The following is a 20,823-nucleotide window of genomic DNA, read 5'->3' on the forward strand; positions in this document are numbered from 1 at the left end:
GCCCTCTGGAGCCCGAACCATGGACGCCGTGAACACCCTCACCACCAACGCAGCGCCGCCGCTCAAGGCCAGCCGCGTCCGGTCGAGCCGCCGCGTGGCGGACAAGCTGCTCATCGTCGGAAGCACCGTGGCGACGCTTATCGGCATCGTCGTGCTGGGCTCGATCCTCCTCATGCTCATCGTCGAGGGCGTGAAGGGCTTCTCGCCGCTGCTCTTCAGCGAACCGACCCCCGGCCCCGGATCGGAAGGCGGCGGCATCGCCAACGCCATCCTCGGCAGCGTGGTCCTGACCTTCATCGGCATCGTCATCGCGACGCCGGTGGGCGTCATGGCCGGCACCTATCTTGCCGAGTACGGCCGCAACTCGAAGCTCGCCGACGTGATCCGCTTCCTCAACGACATCCTGCTCTCGGCGCCCTCGATCCTGATCGGCCTGTTCGTCTACACCCTGATGGTGCGGCCGATGGGGACCTATTCGGGATGGGCCGGCGGCGTGGCGCTGGCCATCATCGCCACCCCGGTGATCGTGCGCACCACCGAGGACATGCTGCGCCTCGTGCCCTCGACGCTCCGCGAGGCCGGCGCGGCTTTGGGCGCACCGCCCTCCATCGTCATCAAGAGCATCACCTGGCGCGGTGCCAGCGCCGGCATCGTCACCGGCATCATCCTGGCGCTCGCCCGCATCGCCGGCGAGACCGCGCCGCTGCTCTTCACCGCGCTCAACAACAACAGCTGGTTCTCGCCCAACCTCATGGGCGGCATCCCGAACCTTCCGGTGATGATCTACCAGTTCGCCCTCTCGCCCTACTCGAACTGGCAGCAGCTCGCCTGGGCCGGCGCCCTCCTCATCACCGCCACGATCCTCGCCCTCTCGATCGTGGCCCGCTTCGTCATCAAGAGCGAGCGGGCGCGCTGACCCCGCGCCCCCGTCCCATCCAGCCCTCGACAAGGACACGCACCCGATGAACGCCGCTCCCGCGATCACGCAAGCTCAGCTGACCGGCCGTCACAAGGCCGACGAGCAGGCCCCCGTGCGCATCGCCGTGAAGGACCTGAACTTCTATTACGGCTCGTTCCACGGCCTGAAGTCGGTCAACCTCAACTTCCACGACCGCCAGGTCACCGCGCTGATCGGCCCGTCCGGCTGCGGGAAGTCGACCCTCCTGCGCACCTTCAACCGGATCTACAGCCTCTACCCCGAGCAGCGCGCCGAGGGGCAGATCCTCCTCGACGGCCAGAACGTCCTCGACGCCAAGGTCGATCTCAACGAGCTGCGCTCGCGCATCGGCATGGTGTTCCAGAAGCCGACGCCGTTCCCCATGTCGATCTACGACAACGTCGCCTTCGGCCTGCGCCTCTACGAGAAGCTGCCCAAGGCCGATCTCGACGTCCGCGTCGAGGAATCCCTGCGCAAGGCCGCCCTCTGGGACGAGGTTAAGGACAAGCTCAAGCAGTCCGGCATGGGCCTTTCCGGCGGCCAGCAGCAGCGCCTCTGCATCGCCCGCACCGTGGCCCAGCGTCCCGAGGTGATCCTGTTCGACGAGCCGACCTCGGCCCTCGACCCGATCTCCACGGGCCGCATCGAGGAACTGATCGAGCAGCTGCGCTCCGAGTTCACGATCGTCATCGTCACGCACAACATGCAGCAGGCGGCACGCATCTCGCAGTTCACGGCGTTCATGTATCTCGGCGAGCTTGTGGAGTTCGGCCCCACCACGCGGATCTTCATGAACCCCGAGAAGCGCCAGACCCAGGACTACATCACCGGCCGCTTCGGCTGAGCCCGCCGGGGCCGCGTTCCGCGGCACCGGACCCGATCCCGATCCTACGCGATGCAGGCCGCCCGAGGCGGCCTCGGTCGAGGAGTGCGAGCATGCCCAACCACATCGTCAGTTCCTACGATACGGAACTGGAAAACCTGCGCCGCTCGATTTCCGAGATGGGCGGGATCGCCGAGAAGATGATGACCGATTCCGGCAACGCCCTGGTGCGCCGGGACGTGCCCCTGGCCCAGGCGGTGATCGGCGCCGACAAGCGCCTCGACGCCCTCCAGCACGAGATCGAGGAGCGGGCGATCCTGCTCATCGCCAAGCGTCAGCCCCTCGCCATCGACCTGCGCGAGACGGTCTCGGCCATCCGCGTCTCGAACGATCTCGAGCGGATCGGCGACCTCTCCAAGAACGTCGCCAAGCGCGTGGTGGCCATCGCCGAGCAGATCCAGCCGCAGAAGATCGTCATCGCCGTCCAGCACATGGGCGACCTGGTGCAGGAGCAGCTGAAGGACGTCCTCGACGCCTATGCGAGCCAGGACGTGAAGGCCGCCCTCGACGTCTGGGAGCGTGACGACGCCATCGACGCACTCTACAACTCGCTCTTCCGCGAATTGCTGACCTACATGATGGAAGACCCGCGCAACATCTCGTTCTGCACGCACCTGCTGTTCTGCGCCAAGAACATCGAGCGGATCGGCGACCACACCACCAACATCGCCGAGACGATCCACTACCTCGTCACCGGCACGAACGAACTGGCCGAACAGGATCGCCCGAAGAACGACGCATCGAACTACGCCACCGTGTCGTTGCCCGCCAGCGCCTGACCGTCCCTCCGGTCGGGCCATTCCGGCACGATCGTCGCGCGGCCGTCCCGTGCGTGACGGGACGGCCGCCCTCACCCTGAAAACACCCGCATGAGTACGCGCATCCTGATCGTCGAGGACGAGGAGGCCCTCACCCTTCTCCTCCGCTACAACCTCGAGGCGGAGGGCTTCGTCGTCGACACCGCCGCCCGCGGCGACGAAGCCGATCTGCGCCTTCAGGAGCAGGTTCCCGACCTCGTCCTCCTCGACTGGATGATGCCCGGTCTCTCCGGCATCGAGTTGTGCCGCCGCATCCGCGCCCGGCGCGAGACCGAGCGGCTGCCGGTCATCATGCTGACGGCGCGCGGCGAGGAGGGCGACCGCATCCGCGGCCTCGGCACCGGCGCCGACGATTACATCGTCAAGCCGTTCTCGGTGCCGGAACTGCTCGCCCGGGTCCGCGCGCTCCTGCGCCGGGCCAAGCCGAGCCACGTGGCGGACCTGCTCATCGCCGGCAATATCGAACTCGACCGCGTCAGCCACCGCATCCGCCGCCAGGGCCGCGAGATCCATCTCGGCCCCACCGAGTTCAAGCTCCTCGAGTTCCTGATGCAGAGCCCCGGCCGGGTGTTCTCGCGCGAGCAGCTCCTCGACGGGGTCTGGGGCCACGACGTCTATATCGACGAACGCACGGTGGACGTGCATGTGGGCCGCCTGCGCAAGGCCATCAACCGCCCGCGCCAGAGCGACCCGATCCGTACCGTGCGCGGCTCCGGCTATTCCTTCGACGAGATGTTCTCGACGGACGAGTGAGAGCGGGTCCGGCTTCGCGCCGCTCCGCCTGGAACGAGCGCCCGGATCTCGACGACGGGAGGTCGCCGCGGCTGCGGGCTGCCACCGGGCAACGAGGCCGGGAGTTCGACCCCGGAACTCTTTACGGGCCGCTTCGGCATGATCTCGGGGGCACCATGGGGCCTGAACGTCCGAGCAGCCCTGGCCGAATGAGTCTCATTCGGCCAGGGCGTGTCGGGACGCTTACGCCAGCAGGAAATCGAGGTGCGTCAGCGTCGCCTTATCGTGGTTGTCGATGATGGCGAACTGGACCACCTTGGCCGTGGTGCCGCTGCCATCGGCGTCGTAGGACAGGGCACCGGTGTCGCGATTGTAGAGAATGCGGTCGTCCGCATCGATCTTCGCGCCGGTCACACCCAGGTCCTTGAACGCCGCCGCGAGGTCATCGGCCGAGAGCGCCGCGAAGATGCTCTTCGAGAGCTGGATCGTGTCGATCCCGGCCGAGAAATCGGTGATGTGGTCGATATTGGTCGCGCCGAGCTTCGTGCTGAACACGAAGGTATCCTCGCCCGCCAGACCCGTCAGCGTATCCGCCCCGAGGCCACCGTCGAGATGGTTGGCGCCGGCATTGCCCTTGAGCACGTTGAGGAGCGTGTTGCCGGTGGCGTTGAGGTTGCCGGTGCCAGTCAGCGTCAGGTTCTCCACGTGGGAACCCCCTAGCGAGAAGGACACCGACGCCTTGACGAGGTCGATGCCGGTGCCGTCGCTCCCCTCCACGGCTTTGTCGCGAATGTTGTCGACGATGTAGGTGTCGGAGCCGGCACCGCCGATCATCGTGTCCGCGCCCGTCTTACCGTCGAGGACGTTGACGCCGGCATTGCCCCTGAGGACGTTGTCGAGCGAGTTGCCGGTGGCGCTGAGATTCTCGGTGCCGGTCAGCGTCAGGTGTTCCACGTAGGAACCCCCGAGCGAGAAGGACACGGATGCCTTGACGAGGTCGGTGTCACCGCCGCCGCTCACTTCGACGGCTTTGTCGCCGATATTGTCGACGATGTAGGTGTCCGATCCCGCGCCGCCGGCCATGATGTCGGCGCCGGCCTTGCCGTCGAGGAGGTTGGCGGCGGCATTGCCGGTGAGAGTGTTGGCGAGAGCGTTGCCGGTGCCGTTGAGTGCAGCCGTGCCGACTAGCGTGAGGTTTTCGACGTTGGCCGCCAAGGTCAAGCTGATGGACGAGCGGACGGCGTCGATGCCGCGATCGGCCGCCTCGACGACAACGTCGCCGGCATTGTCGACGACATAGGTATCATTCCCCGCATACCCGGTCATCGTGTCGGCGCCGCCCTTGCCATCGAGGAGGTTGGCGCCGTTGTTGCCGACAAGCGCCTGAGCGAACTCGTTGCCGGTGAGGTTCATCGCGCCCGTGCCCGTCGCTTTCGCCGTGGCCAGGGTCTCGATCGCCTGTCCGGCGGCGAGGACGTAGCTGACGCTCGTCTTGACGGTGTCCTGCCCGGCATCCTTCGCTTCGAAGACGCGATCGCCGGATTGATCGACGACGTAGGTGTCGTTGCCGGCCTCGCCGTACATCCGGTCCGCACCGAGATGACCGTCGATGTCGTCGTTGCCGGCGCCGCCGTGGATCGTGTTGCTCATGACGTTGCCCGTGAGACGGTCGTTGAACCTGCTGCCTTCGAGGTTCTCGATGCTCAGGAGGCGATCCTTTTCCGCCCGGATCGTCGTTATGACGGGAGGGGGGGTGACGATGCCTCCGGGGCCCTCGCCGGGGTAAGGGTCCGGTTGGAACACGGTCACCTTTTCGGGGACGATCTCCTGCCAGCCCTGCAAATCGAGGGAGACGGTCACGCCAACGGTCGCCGACTTGTAGCTCGCCGTGTCGCTGCCGGCGCCGCCATCGAGACGGTCGTTGCCCGCACCACCGTCGAGCACATCGTTGCCGGTGCCGCCGAGCATGATGTCGTCGCCACCCTTGCCGTAGAGGGTATCGTGGCCGTCACCATTGGCGCCGAAGACCGTATAATCGATGTTGCCACCGCCGCCCTTGAGCGTGTCGTTGCCATCACCCCCGATAAGCGTATCGTTGCCGGCGTAACCTTCCAGCGTGTTGGGCGCCTTGTCATATGTCGGGTGATCGATCTCGATCGTCCTCCCGATCGAGTCGGCGACATCGAACTTGTGCTGGCCGCTCGTCAGCTGTCGCAGGGTATCGACGGCCTTTTCAAGGTTTGTGACCCCTTTTTGTGGGTAAAAATACTCATTCAGCCAGCTGTTTTCCTTATCGTTGAATTGTTGTTCCAATCCGCGGCTCGTAAAAAGACTTTTTATAACGTCGTAATTTGTTATATCGCGGTCATAATAGTGTCCGGGGGCGCCTGGGATTGGTACCGCGGGCGTCAAGGCAGTGTCCATGAGTTTATGGTCCGCCGATCCTTGCGCACCAATCACAATTTCCTGCTGGTATGTTCGAAGGCCGCCCGCCTCACCGTTATCGTACCAAACATCGAGGAGAACATTGCCATTGATTAAATAGACTTTGGCACCGATTTTGTCCTGATCGGAATGTTTTGCAAATTCTAAAACTTCATTCTTATACGAGGCGACTGTTTCATGCAGTGCATTGATTCCCGCATTCAGTGTCTCCTTGAAGTCACCCGATGTCGCGCCGTCTTCGATCTCGCGAATGACGTTGATCCGAGCGGCGAGCGCAGACAGGAGGGCTGGCATGACGAGCCCGGCGTCGGCACCCGGCTTCCCGGCGAACTCGATCGCCATGGAGAGCGCATCGGTCGATTTATCGATCGCCAGGGATCGATAATCAGCGTGCTTTGGATCGGAGGGGCTCGTATTCATGTATTGGTCGAGATGTGATTTCGACGCCTGAGCAAGCGACGAAATCTCCATCTTATTATCGTAATTGATACCTTCACCGAGCTGATTGATTTCCGCGAGGATTTCATCGCCTTGCCGAGAAAGCAAATCGAGCTTCTGATCCATTCCTTCAAGAAATGCCTGCGTCGGATCCTCTTCTTCGCCAAAGACCGCCTTTAACTCGCTTGGAATTTCGAGGCCGGGAATCATGCCAATCAGATTGACGGCTGTATTAGCGATTGTCAGAACATCGCCGAAATAGCCAAGCGTCTTTCCGTTGCCCATTGTAAGTTTCCCCTCGGTAAAAAATTCTAAGGGCAATTGACCATTTTTCGACCTTCCGCATAGGGGCGGACGCTATCCAGGTGACCGAAACCCTTGGCGCAGCGTCTCATCGCGTCGCGTGTCGCTACGATGTTGCTGTTTAGTCTGTCCCCGCGCCGGCGAGATGCACGAGCGTCGGCTTTGAAAACTTCCGCAATCGGATGTCTCAGGATTCTCGCGTCGGAGGCGAAACGTCGGCTTCGGGCCGAAACGTCAGGGTCCCCTCGCCACCCGGCTCTGACCCTCAGGTCGGGACCATCCGTCGGCTTCCCACGGCTGGAGGGTGCGGGGGAGGGCGGAGACTTCCCGTCGACGCCGGCTCAGCGGTCGAAGCGTCGCATCGAACGGCTGTCCCGCTCGGCGTTGCGCCGGGTCCTGTCATCCGCTCTGGCCCGGTCGCGCTGGACCGTCTCCATACGCCGGAGCGTCTCCGTCTGCTCGCGGTGCGCCCGCGACAGGTCGCTCACCGCGTTCATCGCACGCACCCGGTTCGCATCCTGTGCTCGTGCGTCGAAGGACCATGCCGCGAGCAGAAGGGCGAGGACGGCTGAGGTGGGGCGGGGCATCGGGCCGGGACCTTCGGGCAGGAGAAGGGTGGATCGGGCGTGCTGCCCGACATGCATCATAGTGCGTTAAATGCAGGGCTTCGCAGGATAGTGTGCATTCCATGCGCGGGCTGCATGAGTGGTATTTGGCGTTTGGTATACCAGCAAGGCGGGGAGGCTGTCATACATGCTGCAACGCAAACGCATCGCCCCGAGGAACACCGATATGACCGCTCTCATTCTCACCGCCGTCGCCGTCGCCGCTGCCGCCAACATCTCCCTGGTGGCCTTCGTCGCCGATCGCCTGACCCCCACGACCAGCACCTCCACCGTCACGGCCGGTGAGCTCGTCCTCGTGAACGACAACGCTCCCGAAGCCCTGAAGCTCGCAGCCTGATCCACGTCGCACGGCTTCACAATCACCGCCATCGGCCCCGCCTTACCAGGCGGGGCTTTTGTCTGTCGCGTACCGCCATAAACCCCGGCGCATGGCGGTCGAAACGGGGGTCGCGTGGCGGTCGATCCGCCTGTCTCATCCGACGGGTTTCGGGGCCGATGCTTCGCTCTCCCGCGCCAGCGAGGCGGCCTCGGCGAACCGGGCGCGGACCGCCTCGCTCATCCGGCCGAGGCCCAGCTGCGCGGCCATCCGCCCCTCGACGCCGGGTGCCGGATCGAGGTCGCGGGCGAGGCCTGCGAGCTCCTGGAGCGGGATGTCGGCGGGGGCTCGCCCCTCTCCTTCAGCCGGCCGGAACCTCACCGGCCCGGCAGGGGCGGCCTCCGGCCAGAGCACGATGCGGTCGCCCTCGCCGGTATGGGGGCAGCGGGGATCGACGGCCCCCAGGGCGCGCTGGCGCAGGCGGGCCGTGATCCGGGCAAAGCCATGGGCGCGCAGGAGGCGCTCGGCGAGAACGTCAGCGAAAACAGGACCTTCGCGCGCGACCACCACGGCCGCCATCGCCGCCAGCGTGGCCTCGTAACCCACCTCGTGGAACCGCGCGGCATCGGGAGAGAAGCCCGACAGGTCGGCGGGTTCATAGAGGCCGGGGGGCTCCACCTGCGGGATATCGGGGGCGGCCGGCGCGATCACGACCGGCTCCGGCTTCGCCCTGTCGGCGTCGAGATCGGCCCGCAACGCCGTGTCGAGCCGGTCGAGGGCGCCTTGCGGATCGTTCCACCAATCGGTGCTCCAGACCCGGTGGATGCGCCATACGAGGTCGGTGAGCACCCATTCGCGCAGACGGTCACGGTCGCGCGCGGTCGCCGCCCGGTGATAGGTCGCCCCGTCGCATTCGACGCCCGCGAGGTAGCGCCCCGGAGCGTCGGGATGGACGATGCCGAGGTCGATCCGAAAGGCGGAAACGCCCACTTGCGGCACGATTCTCCACCCCCGCGCGGCCAAGGCCGCCATCACCGCGCCCTCGAACGGCGATTCGATGTCGCCCCCCGTCGGCGCGGCCGCCGTTTCGAGGGCGCGGGCGCCGTGTTCGGCGAAGGCGAGGAAGTGCTTGAAATCACGCACGCCACGGGCGCTGCCACGGCCGAGATCCACCTGGTCGGCCCGCATCGACGCGAAGACAACGAGCTCCCGCCGGGCCCGGGTGATCGCCACGTTGAGGCGTCGGTGACCGCCCTCGCGGTTGAGCGAACTGATCTGTCCGGTGATCCGGCCCGTGGCATCCGGCCCTGCCGCCACCGAGAACAGGATCACGTCGCGCTCGTCGCCCTGCACGGTCTCGAGGTTCTTCACGAAGACCGGTTCTTTCCAGATCCGCCCGTCGAAGAACCGCTCCAGCTCCGGCCTTCCCCGCCTCTCGGCATCGAGCAGGTTCTCGATCAGGCGCTGCTGCTCGCCATTGAAGGTGACGATGCCCAGCGAGCGCTCCTCCGCCGCGAAGGCGGGGTCCGAGATGCGGGCGACCACCTCCGCCACCAGGGCGCGCGCTTCCGGCCGGTTCACCCGCGCCCCGCCGCGCTCGTAGAGCCCATCGGCCACGTGCTGGAGCCGCACCGCCCGGTCCTCGGTGACGGGGGAGGGGAAGGTGACGAGCCCGCCGCGATAATAGTGGCGGTTGGAGAAGGCGATGAGGCTCTCGTGCCGGCTTCTGTAGTGCCAGGCGAGGCGCCTTTGCGGCAGGTGCGCGGCCAGACACTCGTCGAGGATGCTCTCCTGGTCGGCGACGTCGAGACCGTCCGAGATCTCGTCGACGCCGCGATCGCCCACATTGGTGGGCGGCAATTGTTCGGGATCGCCGACGATGACCACCTGCCGGCCCCGCGCGATGGCACCGATGGCATCCCACGGCGCGATCTGCGAGGCCTCGTCGAAGATGACGATGTCGAACGGCTTCGCCTCGGCCGGCCAATATTGGGCGATGGAGAGTGGGCTCATCATCAGGCAAGGCGTCAGGCGGGTCAGCGCGTTCGGCATCCGCGCGAAGAGCTGGCGCAGGGGTATGTGCCTGGCGCGCTTGGTGATTTCCCGCGCCAGGGTGCCCCATTCGGGATCGGTGCCGGAGGCGCCGGCGAGCGGTACGCCGCCACCGATGCGGGCACGCACCGCCGCCCCGGCGAGGCCGGAGAGCCGGGAATCGGCCTCGCCGAAGCCCCGGATCGCCTCCTCGTGGCGCTGGCCCATGAAATCGCGCAGGCGGACGTCGTCGGTGACGGCATGGTCGATCCACCAGCGCGCATAGGCGCCCTCGAAGGCCGGAAGGATGGCGTCGTCCTGCAGCGTTCCCGCCTCGATCTCGGCGACCAGAGGGCCGAGGCCCGCCTTCGTCGCCTCGCTCACCGCCCTCTGCCAGCTGGCCCAGGCCTGCGCCTTGGGCAGCGCCCTGCGCCAGCGTTCCGCCACCGCGAGGGCGCCGGCCACCCAATCGCCCTCCGTCTCCACCGGGCGGTCGGGCTTGGCCCTGCCGGCCAGACGCCCGAGCGTCTCGATCGCCTTCACGGTGGCGCTTCTCCGCGTCGTGAAATCCTCCTTTGCCAAGGCCAGGCTGCCGCCAGGTTCGAGCCTGCCATCCTCGGTGTCGAGGAACGCGGCGAGCCTCGCGCGGACGATGTCCGGGCCTCCGACGAGCGGCGCCATGGTGGTGATGACCGGTGCGAGCCGCGTCGCCCAGGCCATCGGAGCGGTGAACAGGTCGGCGGGGGCCGCCGGATCCGACCACGGATGTCCGAGTTCCGCGGTGGCGCTCTCCAGAATCTCCGCCAGAGTGGGTCTTGTCGCCTGCAGGGACTTGATCTCGGCGAGGGTGACGAGGTCCGGCCCGATATCCTCCGGTACGCGCCCTTGCGCGAAGGGGGCGAGGAGGTCGCGAACTCGGCTCAGACGCCGCCCCCGCAGGAAGAAGTTCGAGGCTTTCGCCTCGCGCCACTCGGCCAGCAGGCGGTCGAAATCGCTGCCGAACACCGAGGGGGCATAGGCGACGAAGAGCCGGGTGGTTAGCCGGGCGAGCGCGTCCTGTCGGGTGCGGCGGGCCTCGATGGCCTGGCGCAAGGGCGCGCCTCCGGGGCCGAGGAAGCGCAGGCCCATCCGCGCCTCCAGCCGGAACAGGGCGGCGGCGAGGGAGGAGAGCGCGCGCAGGCCGTCATAGGTCCGGCCGAGGGGCGTCAGGCCCATCGCCTCGGCGAGACGCTGGCCGGATGTCGCGAAGTCCGGCAGGGTGCGGGCGAGTTCGGGAACAGCCTGCTCCATCTCGGCCCGCCACAGGGGCGACCATGCGATGGCACCGATGCCCCGGAGGGGATGGTTCGCGATGTCCCCGACGATGGGGCGAAGGGCGGCAAGCTCACCGCACTGGGCCCGCAGGCCATCCCGGTGGCCGGGCGCGGAGGCTGCGTCCTTCGGCCAGACGAGGCTGAGCCCGTCCCGGCCGGTTTGCCTGTCGGCGATGACCCGCGCCATGGCCGAGTGGGCGCTGAGGCCGTTCGGCCGGGTGGCGTGCAGGCTCTCCACCACACCGTTCAGGCCCTCCCGGCGGCGCTGGAGATCGGTGGCTGCGTCCTCCCAGGGGACGGGCTCGCCGCTCCTCGCGGCCCAGGCCTCGCGGAGTTGCGCGATGACGTGCGTCTTCTGGGCCTTGGCCGCATGGACTTCGAGGCAGCAGGCGCCCAGCCCCACCGCGTCGAGGCGCCGGCGCACCACCTCCAGGGCGGCGCTCTTCTGCGAGACGAACAGGACCGTGCGCCCGAGCGCCAGGCACTGCGCGATCATGTTGGCGATGGTCTGGCTCTTGCCGGTGCCGGGCGGGCCGAACAGCACGAAATCCTTGCCCGAGGCCGCCGCGAGGACTGCCGAGACCTGGGAGGAATCGGCGAGGAGCGGCGTGAAGATGCCGGAGGGCGGATGCTGCGCGTCGAGGCGCTCCGGCACGGGAAAGCCAGTGCCGTCGCCGTAGGCTTGTTTCGGCGTGTCGAGGAGGTGGCGCACCACCGGGCTGCGCTTCAGGAGGTCCGTGCGCTCGCTCAGATCCTTCCACATCAGGAACTTGGTGAAGGAGAAAGCCGAGAGCACCACCTCGGTCGTGACCTCGAACCCCTTCAGGTCGCGGATATGGGTGCGCACGATTCGCCAGACGGCCTCGACGTCGATGCCGGATTCGTCGCCCGGCAAGCCCTCGGCGAAATCCGGCATGTCGAGGTCGAAATCCTGACGCAGCATCTCGAGAAGCGTCGGGTTGAGGCGCGCCTCCTCGTCGTGGCGGACGAGGCGGAAGCCGGCGCGGACGCTGGCACGGGTCAGGGCCGCCGGCACCAGCAGCAGGGGGGCGCGGGCGGGCGGCATGCCGTTGCCCCGTGTCCAGGTGAGGAAGCCGAAGGCGAGGAACAGGACGTTAGCGCCGCCCTCCTCGAAACTGCCGCGGGCGAGCCGGAACAGGTCGGTGAGGCGGGCCTCCAGTTCTTCCGTCCCGACATCGGCGGCGATCTCGCCGCGTTCGTCGTCCAACGCGCCGAGCGGTGCCTCGGAAGGCGGACGGGCGACGAGCCTGAAGGAGCGGCCCGCCGCGAGAGCGTCCTCGAACGCGCCCGGCTCAGGACAATCGAGGGTGAGCGATCCCTTGCCCGGTTTGAAGTTGAGGAGCTTGTTCCGCAGGGTCAGGTCGAGGAGCCGCAGCTTCCAGGCTTCCAGCCGGTCGCGGGGCTCGCGACGGGGCAGATCGAGGCGGGGAGCCGGGAGATCCTCGACGAAGGACGGGGGCGCGCCGAGCGCCTGGACGAGCGCCACCGCGATCTCCGGAGCCGGCGCCTGTGCGCCGGGCTCGCCCGTATCGAGGGGGGAGATGCCGGATAGCCGGGCGCGCCGCAGATCGAGGACCATCTCCAGGGGGGATTCGGCATCCGCATCGATCAGGCGCGCGCCGGCCGCCACCGCATCCGCGAAACTCCCCGGCGGATCGGCGGTGAGAATTGTGGTCTCGATCAGGATCAGTTCCTGCAGGTCGCGGCGCTTCCGCAAGGCCTGGGCGTCGTCACCGACCCTTTCCGGCAGGGTCTCGTCCACGAGCCACAGCCCGAGGAGCGCGTGATCGCGGGTGAGGATCAGGAGCGGATTGAGCCCGGCCTGTTCACAGCAGGCGGCCCAGAGCAGGGTGAGGTCGAGGCAGGTGGCGAGCCGCCGCTCCACGATCGCGGTGGGCTCGCGGACCTTCTGTCCCAACCGTTCGAAACTCGCGGGCGGTAGGATGTAGGTGATCCGCAGGGCCGCCATCGCCGCGTGGATCGCTTCCGCCATCTCCCAGGCCCTGGCCCTCCTTCCGCTGCGATAGCCGTCGAAGGCGGTGCTCCGCCTTGCCCGTTCCAGAATCGCAGCGGCGGAGCGCAGGATGCCGTCCACGGCCGGGTCGTTGGGCCTGACGAAGGCCGCGAGCAGTTCGGGCGCCGCATCCGCGCCTCCCCAATGGGAGGGCGGCAGGAGCCGCAGGTCGAACTCCTCCCGGGCGAGCTCGCCCGCCCGATCGCTCCCCTCGGCTGGAGCCGTCAACGTCAGCGTGACGGTACAGAGCCGGCTCTCCCGCAATCCGGCGAGGACCGCTCCGTCGATCCGCAGATCCGGCGCATCGATGCGTTGGAGGCCCCCAGCCCCGATTTGCTGGATCGGCAGGGTAAGGGGGCGGAACAGCGGCGGAATCGCTGAGATGCGGAGCGTCACATCGGACAGTTCGGCCTCGCCGCCATGGGTCACGGTGATGTCCCGGATGAGGGGAATCCCGTTCTGCCAGGATGCGACGCTGGCATGATCGGCGATCGTGCAGGCGAGACCGCAACGCGTGCGAGCCCCCTCCGACGCTTCGAGCGTATCGTCCATCGCGCCCGGTTCCCCGCCATTCGGCAAGGGTTCTACAGGCGTGGCGTTCGCACCCGCAAGACTCGCCCGCCGACCGCACCGAAGCTCGTCGGGCTCACGGTTTGCCTGAACTCCCGTGGTTCGGCGTACTTGGAATCGTTCCACAACATAGTGATTGCCCGGGCAAGACGAGGCTTTGTATAGCGTTGTGTGATCGGCAACTCGGCCAAGATACTGGTCGTCGCGGCGTCGAGGCCATCCGTTTCGCTGGCGTTGCCTTGCCGAGCCCGCCTGCCGTTCGTTCCTCGCAAACCGGTGCTGCCTGCCGATGACGGATACGACCAAGCCGAATGCACGGCCATCGCAGGGCCGCTACCGTCTGATGGTGGCGGGCCGGACCCTCCTGGCGATCTTCGGAGGCTATGCCCTTGCGGCCATTGCCACGGCCTTCCTGTCTTTGACCCTGCCCCTTGATCGTTCGGAGGCCGTCGCCGCCGCCACTCTGGCGAGCTTCGCGATCATGGCGGGTGCGGTGATCTGGGTCTTTTCCGCCCGTACCCTCGCCCGCGCGGCGATAGGACTGGCGCTTCCGGCTTTGTGCCTGGGCGCCGGTCTCTGGCTCGCCCTCGGCAGCGCGGTGCAACCCGCATGAAGCAGGGGTTTCGCCAATCGATGGCGTGGCTGCACACCTGGGCGGGGCTCGTCACCGGCTGGGTGATGTTCGCCGTCTTCGTCACCGGCACCGCCACCTACTACAAGTCCGACATTTCCCTCTGGATGCGGCCCGAATTACGCGCGCAGGCGGAATACGACGTGGTCCGGGCGACCGAACTCGGGGTCGCGTATCTTAAGGTCCATGCCCCAAAGGCGATGGCTTGGTATGTGGGCGTGCCGCAGCCCGACAAGCCGTATATCGGCGCCTATTGGATGGTCACGCCGGACGGCGAGTTCGGCAAGGCGCTCCTCGATCCGGATACCGGTGCGCCGACAGAGGCCCGGGCGACACAGGGCGGTGACTTCTTCTACCGCTTCCATTTCGAATTGCAGATGCTCCCGGCCCTCGGCCGCTGGATCGTCGGCATCTGCGCGATGGTCCTGCTCGTCGCCCTCATCAGCGGCATCGTCACCCATCGCCGGATCTTCGCCGATTTCTTCACCTTCCGGCGTTCGAAATCCGCCCAGCGCGGCTGGCTCGACGCGCACAACGTCACCGGTGTTCTGGCGCTGCCGTTCCACCTGATGATCACCTATACGGGCATCGTCTCGCTCGCGCTCATGTACATGCCGTGGGGAATGGTGAGCGCCTACAAGGGCGACGAGCTGCGCTTCTACGTCGAGTCCGGCCAGATGCCGGCCTGGCGCGCCGCCGAGGGCAAGCCGGCCGAGCCGGCGCCGCTCGGTCCTCTGATCCGCCGCGCCCAGGCCGAGGTGAGCGAACCGCTCGAGATGGTCTCGATCAACAATCCCGGCGACGCCAATGCCACCGTGGTGGCGGTGTTCGAGGAGCCCCATGGGCTCGCCCATCGCCATCCGCAGATCGCCTTCCATGCGGTGACCGGGGAGGTTGTCGAACGAACCGGACCGCTGAAACCGGCGGCGCATGCCTATACGAGCTTCGTCGGCCTGCACGAGGCGCATTTCGCCGGGCCGGCCCTGCGCATCCTGTTCTTCCTGTCCGGCCTGATGGGCTGTGCTGCCATCGCCACCGGACTCGTCCTGTGGACCGTGGCGCGGGCGCCGAAAGGCGTCGTCCGTCCCGCCGCCGGCTGGCGCCTCGTTCATGCGCTCAACATCGGCACCATCCTCGGCCTACCCATCGGCATGGCGGCGCTCTTCCTCGCCAACCGCCTCGTTCCGGTAGAATGGGCCGCGAGGGAATCCTGGGAAAGCGGCGTGTTCTTCGGGATCTGGCTCCTCGCCGCACTGATCCCCCTTGCTCGCCCGCATCGCCGGGCATGGGGCGAAATGAGCTATGCCGCCGCGCTTCTCTTCCTCGCCGTTCCTCTGGTCGATTGGGTGCAGACGGGATGGCGTGCCGACTTCCTGGGCTTCGACGCCGCCATGGTGGCGCTCGCGCTGGTCTTCCTCTTCGGCGCGCGCAAGCTCGGGCGCCACGAGGGGACGCGGAGAGAAGCCGCCCGTACCACCGGAGATTTCGTCCGAGCATGACGCCCGTTGCCGTATCCCTCACCTCACTCCTGAGCTTCTCCGGTCTTGCCTGCCTCTGCCTGAGCATGGACCGGCATGGCCGGACCCTGTTCCACGGGCGCCCTTCCCGGCGGCGGGACAGAGCGTTCCGCGTGGCGGGTTGGCTTTTCATCGCCCTGGCCTTCGCCGCGGCCGTCATCACGGCGGACTGGAATTTCGGTCCGGTGCAATGGCTCGGCTCGCTCACCGGGGCCGCGCTCATCGTCGTGGCGCTGATGTCCTATCGTCCGGCCTGGATCCGCCCGGCGGCTATCGCCGCACTTCCCCTCGCCATGGCCACCGCCTTCTTCGTCTGAGCTGGCGGCGGGTTCCAGCCCGATCGGATGGGCCTATGTGAAGGGCTGTTCGACAGGCTTTCACAAGGACGATCGATGGCGCTCGACCCTGCTCTCGCGGACCGTATTGCCACCTCGGTGGAGTTGGGCTTCGCCGAGCAGGTGGCCCATATCCAGGCCCTCGTCCGGTTCGGCTCGGTCCGGGGCGCCGAGCACGCGATTCAGGACCACGTGTTCCGCTGCCTGAGGGAGCGCGGCTACGCCATGGAGCAGGTCCGTATGGACCATGCGGCCATCAGCGCGCATCCCGGCGGGGGGCGGATCACGCCGGAGCATTCCGATGCGCCCCTCGTCGTCGGCATCCACCGGCCCCGGCATGAGACCGGTCGCTCATTGATCCTGCAAGCGCATGTGGACGTCGTACCCCCCGGTCCCCTCGACCTGTGGAGCCACCCACCCTTCGATCCCGTGATACGGGGCGACTGGATGTACGGAAGGGGTGCGGCCGACATGAAGGCCGGCCACGCCGCCAACCTTTTCGCTCTCGATGCGCTGGCCCGGATCGGGCTTCAGCCGGCTGCCACCGTGACGGTCCAGTCCGTGGTCGAGGAGGAATCCACCGGCAACGGTGCTCTGATGGCCCATCTGCATGGCTACCGAGCCGATGCCGTGCTGATCCCCGAGCCCGAGGACGAGAAGCTCGTGCGCGCCAATACCGGCGTGCTGTGGTTCACGGTCGAGGTGCGGGGCACGCCTGTCCATGTCCGCGAGATGGGGGCGGGAGCCAACGCTATCGACGCGGCCTACCGGGTGATCGGGGCCCTGCGCGAACTCGAGGAATCGTGGAACGCCCGCAAGACGGGACGCCGCCATTTCGAGGGTGAAGCGCATCCGATCAACCTCAATGTCGGCCGGATCGAGGGGGGCGATTGGGCCTCGTCGGTGCCCGCCTGGTGTCGGATCGCGTGCCGGATCGCGATCTATCCAGGCGTCGGCGCGGCGGATGCGGCACGCGAGATCGAGGCGGCGGTGGCGGACTTCGCCCGGACGGACGCGTTCCTGGCGAAGACGCCGCCGGTGGTGGCCTTCAACGGCTTCTTCTCCGAAGGCTACGAGCTGGACGAAGGCTCGGAGGCCGAGGCCGTGCTCGCCACCGCGCACAGGCGGGCCACGGGGACCGACCTTCGGAGCTTCATGTCGCCGAGCTATCTCGATACCCGCGTCCATGCCCTCTACGACCGGGTTCCGGCCCTCTGCTACGGGCCGATCAGCGAGAACATCCACGGTTTCGACGAGCGCGTCAGCCTCGCTTCGGTCAAGCGGATCACCACCGCGATGGCGCTGTTCGTGGCCGAATGGTGCGGGACCGAGGCGCTCGGGCGATAGGCGCGGGCGTCGCGGCCCGTGTTCCCGGGCGTGCTCCTGGCGAGGGGGCACGCGCGGGCCGTGTTGCCTCGCGTCAGCGAATGCCGCCGCTGGCGGTGATGTTCTCGCCGGTCAACCAACGGGCATCGTCTGAAGCGAGGAAGGCGACGACCTCGGCGATATCGTCCGGCTGGCCGGCCCGGCCGAGCGGTGTCTGCGCGACGAACCCGGCTTCCATATCGGAGCCGACGATGCCGGCTGTGTGGGTGCCCTCGGTCACCACGAAGCCGGGGCTGACCACGTTCACACGGATCTTGCGTGGGGCAAGCTCGTTGGCGAGGACGTCCGAGATCGCGTTCAAGGCGCCCTTGGTGCCGGCATAGACCGCCGCGCTCGGCGTATGCACATGGGTGATCGCCGAGGAGATATTGACGACGCTGCCGCCTTCCCCAAGATGCTTGGCCGCCGCCTGAGTCGCCAGCAGGACGCCGAGCACGTTGACGTCGAAGAGACGGCGATAATGCTCTTCGGTGATTTCCTCGATCGACGCGAATTCATAGACGCCGGAATTGTTGACCAGCACGTCGAGCCGGCCGAACCGCTTCACTGCTGCCTCGACCAATTCCTGTGCCTGAGCAGCCTTGGAGACGTCCGCCTGGACTGCGATGGCTTTGCCCCCGGCCGAGGTAATGTCCGCGACCACGGTTTCGGCTCCGGCCTTGCTCGATGCGTAGTTGACCACAACGGCCGCACCCTCCTTCGCCAGGGCTTTGGCGATCGCCGCACCGATGCCCTTCGATCCGCCGGTCACGACAGCGACCTTTCCGTCAAGCTTCGACATGTGTGCTATCCTTCGTCGGGAACCGGCTGCCGACTGGCTGTCTTTATCCCATAGTTCGGAACTTCGGAACTAAACGAACGAAGATCAAGTCCCCATATGGACAAATTATGAGGCCCCTGTTTCACCCCGCGATCGAGGACGTCCAGCCGCAAGCGATCCTCCACGCCCTGTCCGATCCTCGCCGCGCGGTGATCTTCGCGCGGATCAGGAGCGCGGGCTGCGTCGAGGCTTGCTCGGCCTTGTCCGCAATGGGAGACCAGATCATCCCGAAATCCTCGCTCTCGAGCCATTTCAAGGTGCTGCGCGAGGCCGGATTGATCCACTGCGAACGTCACGGCGTGGAGATGCGGAACCGCTCGCGTTGCGCCGAGGTGGAGTCTCGCTTTCCGGGTCTGCTGGCAGCGATCATGGCCGCCTACGCATCGAGCATCGACGCGAGCGCGTGCGGGACAGGCGAGTAACCGCCAGGGCCTCGCCTCACCTCGCGTCGCGAATGCCGATTTTCTCTGACGGACGCAGGACGTTGTCCTTCGGCCTACCGGCGTTCCTCGTGTCGTCGACGCCTTTGCTTATGCCGAGCCGGAGGCGAACAGTTGCCTTAGGTCGTCTTGCTCTTGCGCGGCAGACTGAATGTGGACCGTAGGACAGTGTCACCGGCCCTCGCCGTTTTTGCGCATCAAAGCGACGGCCCCGCTGCTGCGGCACGCGGGTGCGCGTGAGATGAGTGGCAGACACGCGGTCCATGCCCCTTGCCGGAACGCCCGACACCTTATATTGCGACGCGATAGCTCGATCCCGTGACCCGGCGCTGCCGGCCGCATCCCTGCGGCCCGTCGCGTGACGGGCTCTTCTCGCTGCCGGATACCTTATGAAGCTTCGCAACATCGCCATCATCGCCCACGTCGACCACGGCAAGACGACGCTCGTCGACAAGCTCCTGTCCCAGTCTGGGTCGTTCCGAGACAACCAGCGCGTCGAAGAGCGCGCGATGGATTCGAACGACCTCGAGAAGGAGCGCGGCATCACCATCCTGGCCAAGGCGACCTCGGTCGTCTGGAAGGATACCCGCGTCAACGTCGTCGACACCCCCGGCCACGCCGATTTCGGCGGCGAGGTGGAGCGTATCCTTTCGATGGTGGACGGCGTGATCGTCCTCGTCGATGCCGCCGAGGGTCCGATGCCCCAGACCAAGTTCGTGGTCGGCAAGGCCCTCAAGATCGGTCTGAAGCCGATCGTGGCGATCAATAAGGTCGATCGTCCGGACGCCCGCATCACCGAGGTGGTGAACGAGGTGTTCGACCTCTTCGCGGCCCTCGACGCCACCGACGACCAGCTCGATTTCCCGATCCTCTACGGTTCGGGCCGTGCCGGCTGGATGGCGACGTCGCCCGACGGTTCCCAGGAAGATGGCCTCGCGCCGCTCTTCGACCTCGTGCTCTCCCACGTGCCCCAGGCCAAGGTCGAAGAGGGTCCGTTCCGGATGCTCGGCACCCTGCTCGAAGCCAACCCCTTCCTCGGCCGCATCATCACCGGCCGCATCGCGTCCGGTACCGTGAAGCCGAACCAGGCCATCAAGGTCATGGATCGCACCGGCAAGCTCGTGGAGACTGGCCGCGTCTCGAAGATCCTGGCTTTCCGCGGCCTGGAGCGCGCGCCCATCGACATCGGCGAGGCGGGCGACATCGTCTCCATCGCCGGCCTCGTGAAGGGCACCGTGGCCGACACCTTCTGCGACCCGCAGGTCGAGACCCCGATCCAGGCCCAGCCGATCGATCCGCCTACCGTCACCATGTCCTTCATCGTCAACGATTCGCCTCTGGCGGGCACCGAGGGCGACAAGGTGACGAGCCGCATGATCCGCGACCGCCTGTTCAAGGAGGCCGAGGGCAACGTCACGCTCAAGATCGAGGAAGCGGCCGACAAGGATTCGTTCTTCGTCTCCGGTCGCGGCGAGTTGCAGCTGGCCATCCTGATCGAGACCATGCGCCGTGAAGGCTTCGAGATCGCCGTGTCACGTCCTCGCGTGGTGCTCTCCAAGGACGAGAACGACAACGTCCTCGAGCCGGTCGAGGAGGTCGTGGTCGACGTGGACGAGGAATATTCGGGCGTCGTCGTGCAGAAGATGTCCGAGCGCAAGGCCGAGATGATCGAGATGCGGCCTTCAGGCGGTAGCCGCCTGCGCCTCGTCTTCCATGCGCCGACCCGTGGCCTCATCGGCTACCAGGGCGAGCTCATGACCGACACGCGCGGCACCGCGATCATGAACCGCCTGTTCAAGGCCTACGAGCCCTACAAGGGCGAGATGCCCGGCCGCCGCAACGGCGTGCTGATCTCGAACGACAAGGGCGAAGCCGTGGCCTACGCCATGTGGAACCTGGAAGATCGCGGCCCGATGATGATCGAGCCCGGCGCCAAGGTCTATCAGGGCATGATTATCGGCGAGCACAACCGCGAGAACGACCTCGAGGTGAACGTGCTCAAGGGCAAGAAGCTCACCAACATCCGCACCACCTCGAAGGACGAGGCCGTGCGCCTCACCCCTCCGATCCGCATGACCCTGGAGCGCTCGCTGGCCTGGATTCAGGACGACGAGTTGATGGAAGTCACGCCCAAGTCGATCCGCCTGCGCAAGACCTATCTCGACCCGAACGAGCGCAAGCGCTTCGAGCGCTCGGGCGGCGTCGCCTGAGGGGCGCCCACGATTTGAACCATACGAAGGCCGGGCT

15 protein-coding genes are annotated in these 20,823 nt (G+C 66.8%); 11 read left to right on the plus strand and 4 right to left on the minus strand.

Translation table 11 applies throughout. The features are described from left to right. Positions 1 to 19: 19 nt before the first annotated feature. The 4 genes from pstA to phoB all read left to right on the plus strand — a co-directional run bounded on the left by pstA (position 20) and on the right by phoB (position 3,391). A complete protein-coding gene (gene pstA, locus ASF34_RS10680) occupies positions 20 to 916 on the plus strand; it encodes a phosphate ABC transporter permease PstA (RefSeq protein ID WP_056161003.1) in 897 nt (298 codons plus the stop codon). Positions 917 to 962: 46 nt separating this feature from the next. Then, positions 963 to 1,781 carry a phosphate ABC transporter ATP-binding protein PstB gene (pstB, locus tag ASF34_RS10685; protein WP_018041940.1) on the plus strand — a complete coding sequence of 273 codons (819 nt, stop codon included), beginning with the start codon at positions 963 to 965 and terminating at the stop codon, positions 1,779 to 1,781. 92 nt (positions 1,782 to 1,873) lie between these two features. Then, positions 1,874 to 2,599 (plus strand): phosphate signaling complex protein PhoU, encoded by a 726-nt coding sequence (phoU, locus tag ASF34_RS10690; protein ID WP_018041941.1) that lies wholly within the window; start codon positions 1,874 to 1,876, stop codon positions 2,597 to 2,599. A 90-nt stretch (positions 2,600 to 2,689) separates the two neighbouring features. Further along, positions 2,690 to 3,391 carry a phosphate regulon transcriptional regulator PhoB gene (phoB, locus tag ASF34_RS10695; protein WP_018041942.1) on the plus strand — a complete coding sequence of 234 codons (702 nt, stop codon included), beginning with the start codon at positions 2,690 to 2,692 and terminating at the stop codon, positions 3,389 to 3,391. A 222-nt stretch (positions 3,392 to 3,613) separates the two neighbouring features. On the opposite strand, the gene ASF34_RS10700 is transcribed toward phoB, so the two are convergent. Both ASF34_RS10700 and ASF34_RS10705 read right to left on the minus strand, forming a co-directional pair. After that, positions 3,614 to 6,538 carry a calcium-binding protein gene (locus ASF34_RS10700; protein ID WP_082494132.1) on the minus strand — a complete coding sequence of 975 codons (2,925 nt, stop codon included), beginning with the start codon at positions 6,536 to 6,538 and terminating at the stop codon, positions 3,614 to 3,616. A gap of 359 nt (positions 6,539 to 6,897) precedes the next feature. Continuing rightward, complete coding sequence (locus tag ASF34_RS10705) at positions 6,898 to 7,143, minus strand: hypothetical protein (RefSeq protein ID WP_244478958.1); 246 nt, start codon at positions 7,141 to 7,143, stop codon at positions 6,898 to 6,900. Between the two features lie 205 nt (positions 7,144 to 7,348). On the opposite strand from ASF34_RS10705, the gene ASF34_RS23090 reads away from it, so the two are divergent. Next, entirely contained in the window at positions 7,349 to 7,519 is a 171-nt protein-coding gene (locus tag ASF34_RS23090; RefSeq protein WP_198290806.1) for a hypothetical protein, read from the plus strand. A gap of 135 nt (positions 7,520 to 7,654) precedes the next feature. On the opposite strand, the gene ASF34_RS10715 is transcribed toward ASF34_RS23090, so the two are convergent. Further along, on the minus strand, positions 7,655 to 13,429 hold the full coding sequence (locus ASF34_RS10715) for a DUF3320 domain-containing protein (protein ID WP_056161008.1): 5,775 nt from the start codon (positions 13,427 to 13,429) through the stop codon (positions 7,655 to 7,657). A gap of 307 nt (positions 13,430 to 13,736) precedes the next feature. Between ASF34_RS10715 and ASF34_RS10720 the strand changes: the two genes are divergently transcribed. The 4 genes from ASF34_RS10720 (at position 13,737) to ASF34_RS10735 (ending at position 17,277) form a co-directional block, all read left to right on the plus strand. After that, complete coding sequence (locus ASF34_RS10720; RefSeq protein ID WP_018041949.1) at positions 13,737 to 14,060, plus strand: hypothetical protein; 324 nt, start codon at positions 13,737 to 13,739, stop codon at positions 14,058 to 14,060. After that, positions 14,057 to 15,577 carry a PepSY-associated TM helix domain-containing protein gene (locus tag ASF34_RS10725; RefSeq protein WP_056161010.1) on the plus strand — a complete coding sequence of 507 codons (1,521 nt, stop codon included), beginning with the start codon at positions 14,057 to 14,059 and terminating at the stop codon, positions 15,575 to 15,577. Before ASF34_RS10720 ends, ASF34_RS10725 begins: the two co-directional genes overlap by 4 nt. Next, positions 15,574 to 15,912: a DUF3325 domain-containing protein gene (locus tag ASF34_RS10730; RefSeq protein WP_056161012.1), complete on the plus strand. Its 339-nt coding sequence runs from the start codon at positions 15,574 to 15,576 to the stop codon at positions 15,910 to 15,912. Before ASF34_RS10725 ends, ASF34_RS10730 begins: the two co-directional genes overlap by 4 nt. Positions 15,913 to 15,987: 75 nt before the next feature. After that, the gene (locus ASF34_RS10735) at positions 15,988 to 17,277 is read left to right on the plus strand and encodes an ArgE/DapE family deacylase (protein WP_056161014.1); all 1,290 of its coding nucleotides are present in this window, start codon (positions 15,988 to 15,990) and stop codon (positions 17,275 to 17,277) included. Positions 17,278 to 17,350: 73 nt separating this feature from the next. Here the strand turns inward: ASF34_RS10735 and ASF34_RS10740 are convergent, their stop codons facing one another. Then, the gene (locus tag ASF34_RS10740; RefSeq protein ID WP_056161016.1) at positions 17,351 to 18,097 is read right to left on the minus strand and encodes a glucose 1-dehydrogenase; all 747 of its coding nucleotides are present in this window, start codon (positions 18,095 to 18,097) and stop codon (positions 17,351 to 17,353) included. Between the two features lie 107 nt (positions 18,098 to 18,204). On the opposite strand from ASF34_RS10740, the gene ASF34_RS10745 reads away from it, so the two are divergent. Together ASF34_RS10745 and typA are read left to right on the plus strand one after the other, a co-directional pair. Continuing rightward, entirely contained in the window at positions 18,205 to 18,558 is a 354-nt protein-coding gene (locus ASF34_RS10745) for an ArsR/SmtB family transcription factor (RefSeq protein ID WP_018041954.1), read from the plus strand. Positions 18,559 to 18,965: 407 nt separating this feature from the next. Then, positions 18,966 to 20,786 carry a translational GTPase TypA gene (typA, locus tag ASF34_RS10750; RefSeq protein ID WP_018041955.1) on the plus strand — a complete coding sequence of 607 codons (1,821 nt, stop codon included), beginning with the start codon at positions 18,966 to 18,968 and terminating at the stop codon, positions 20,784 to 20,786. Positions 20,787 to 20,823: the final 37 nt, after the last annotated feature.

It is taken from the genome of Methylobacterium sp. Leaf106 (assembly GCF_001422895.1).
GTDB lineage: Bacteria > Pseudomonadota > Alphaproteobacteria > Rhizobiales > Beijerinckiaceae > Methylobacterium > Methylobacterium bullatum.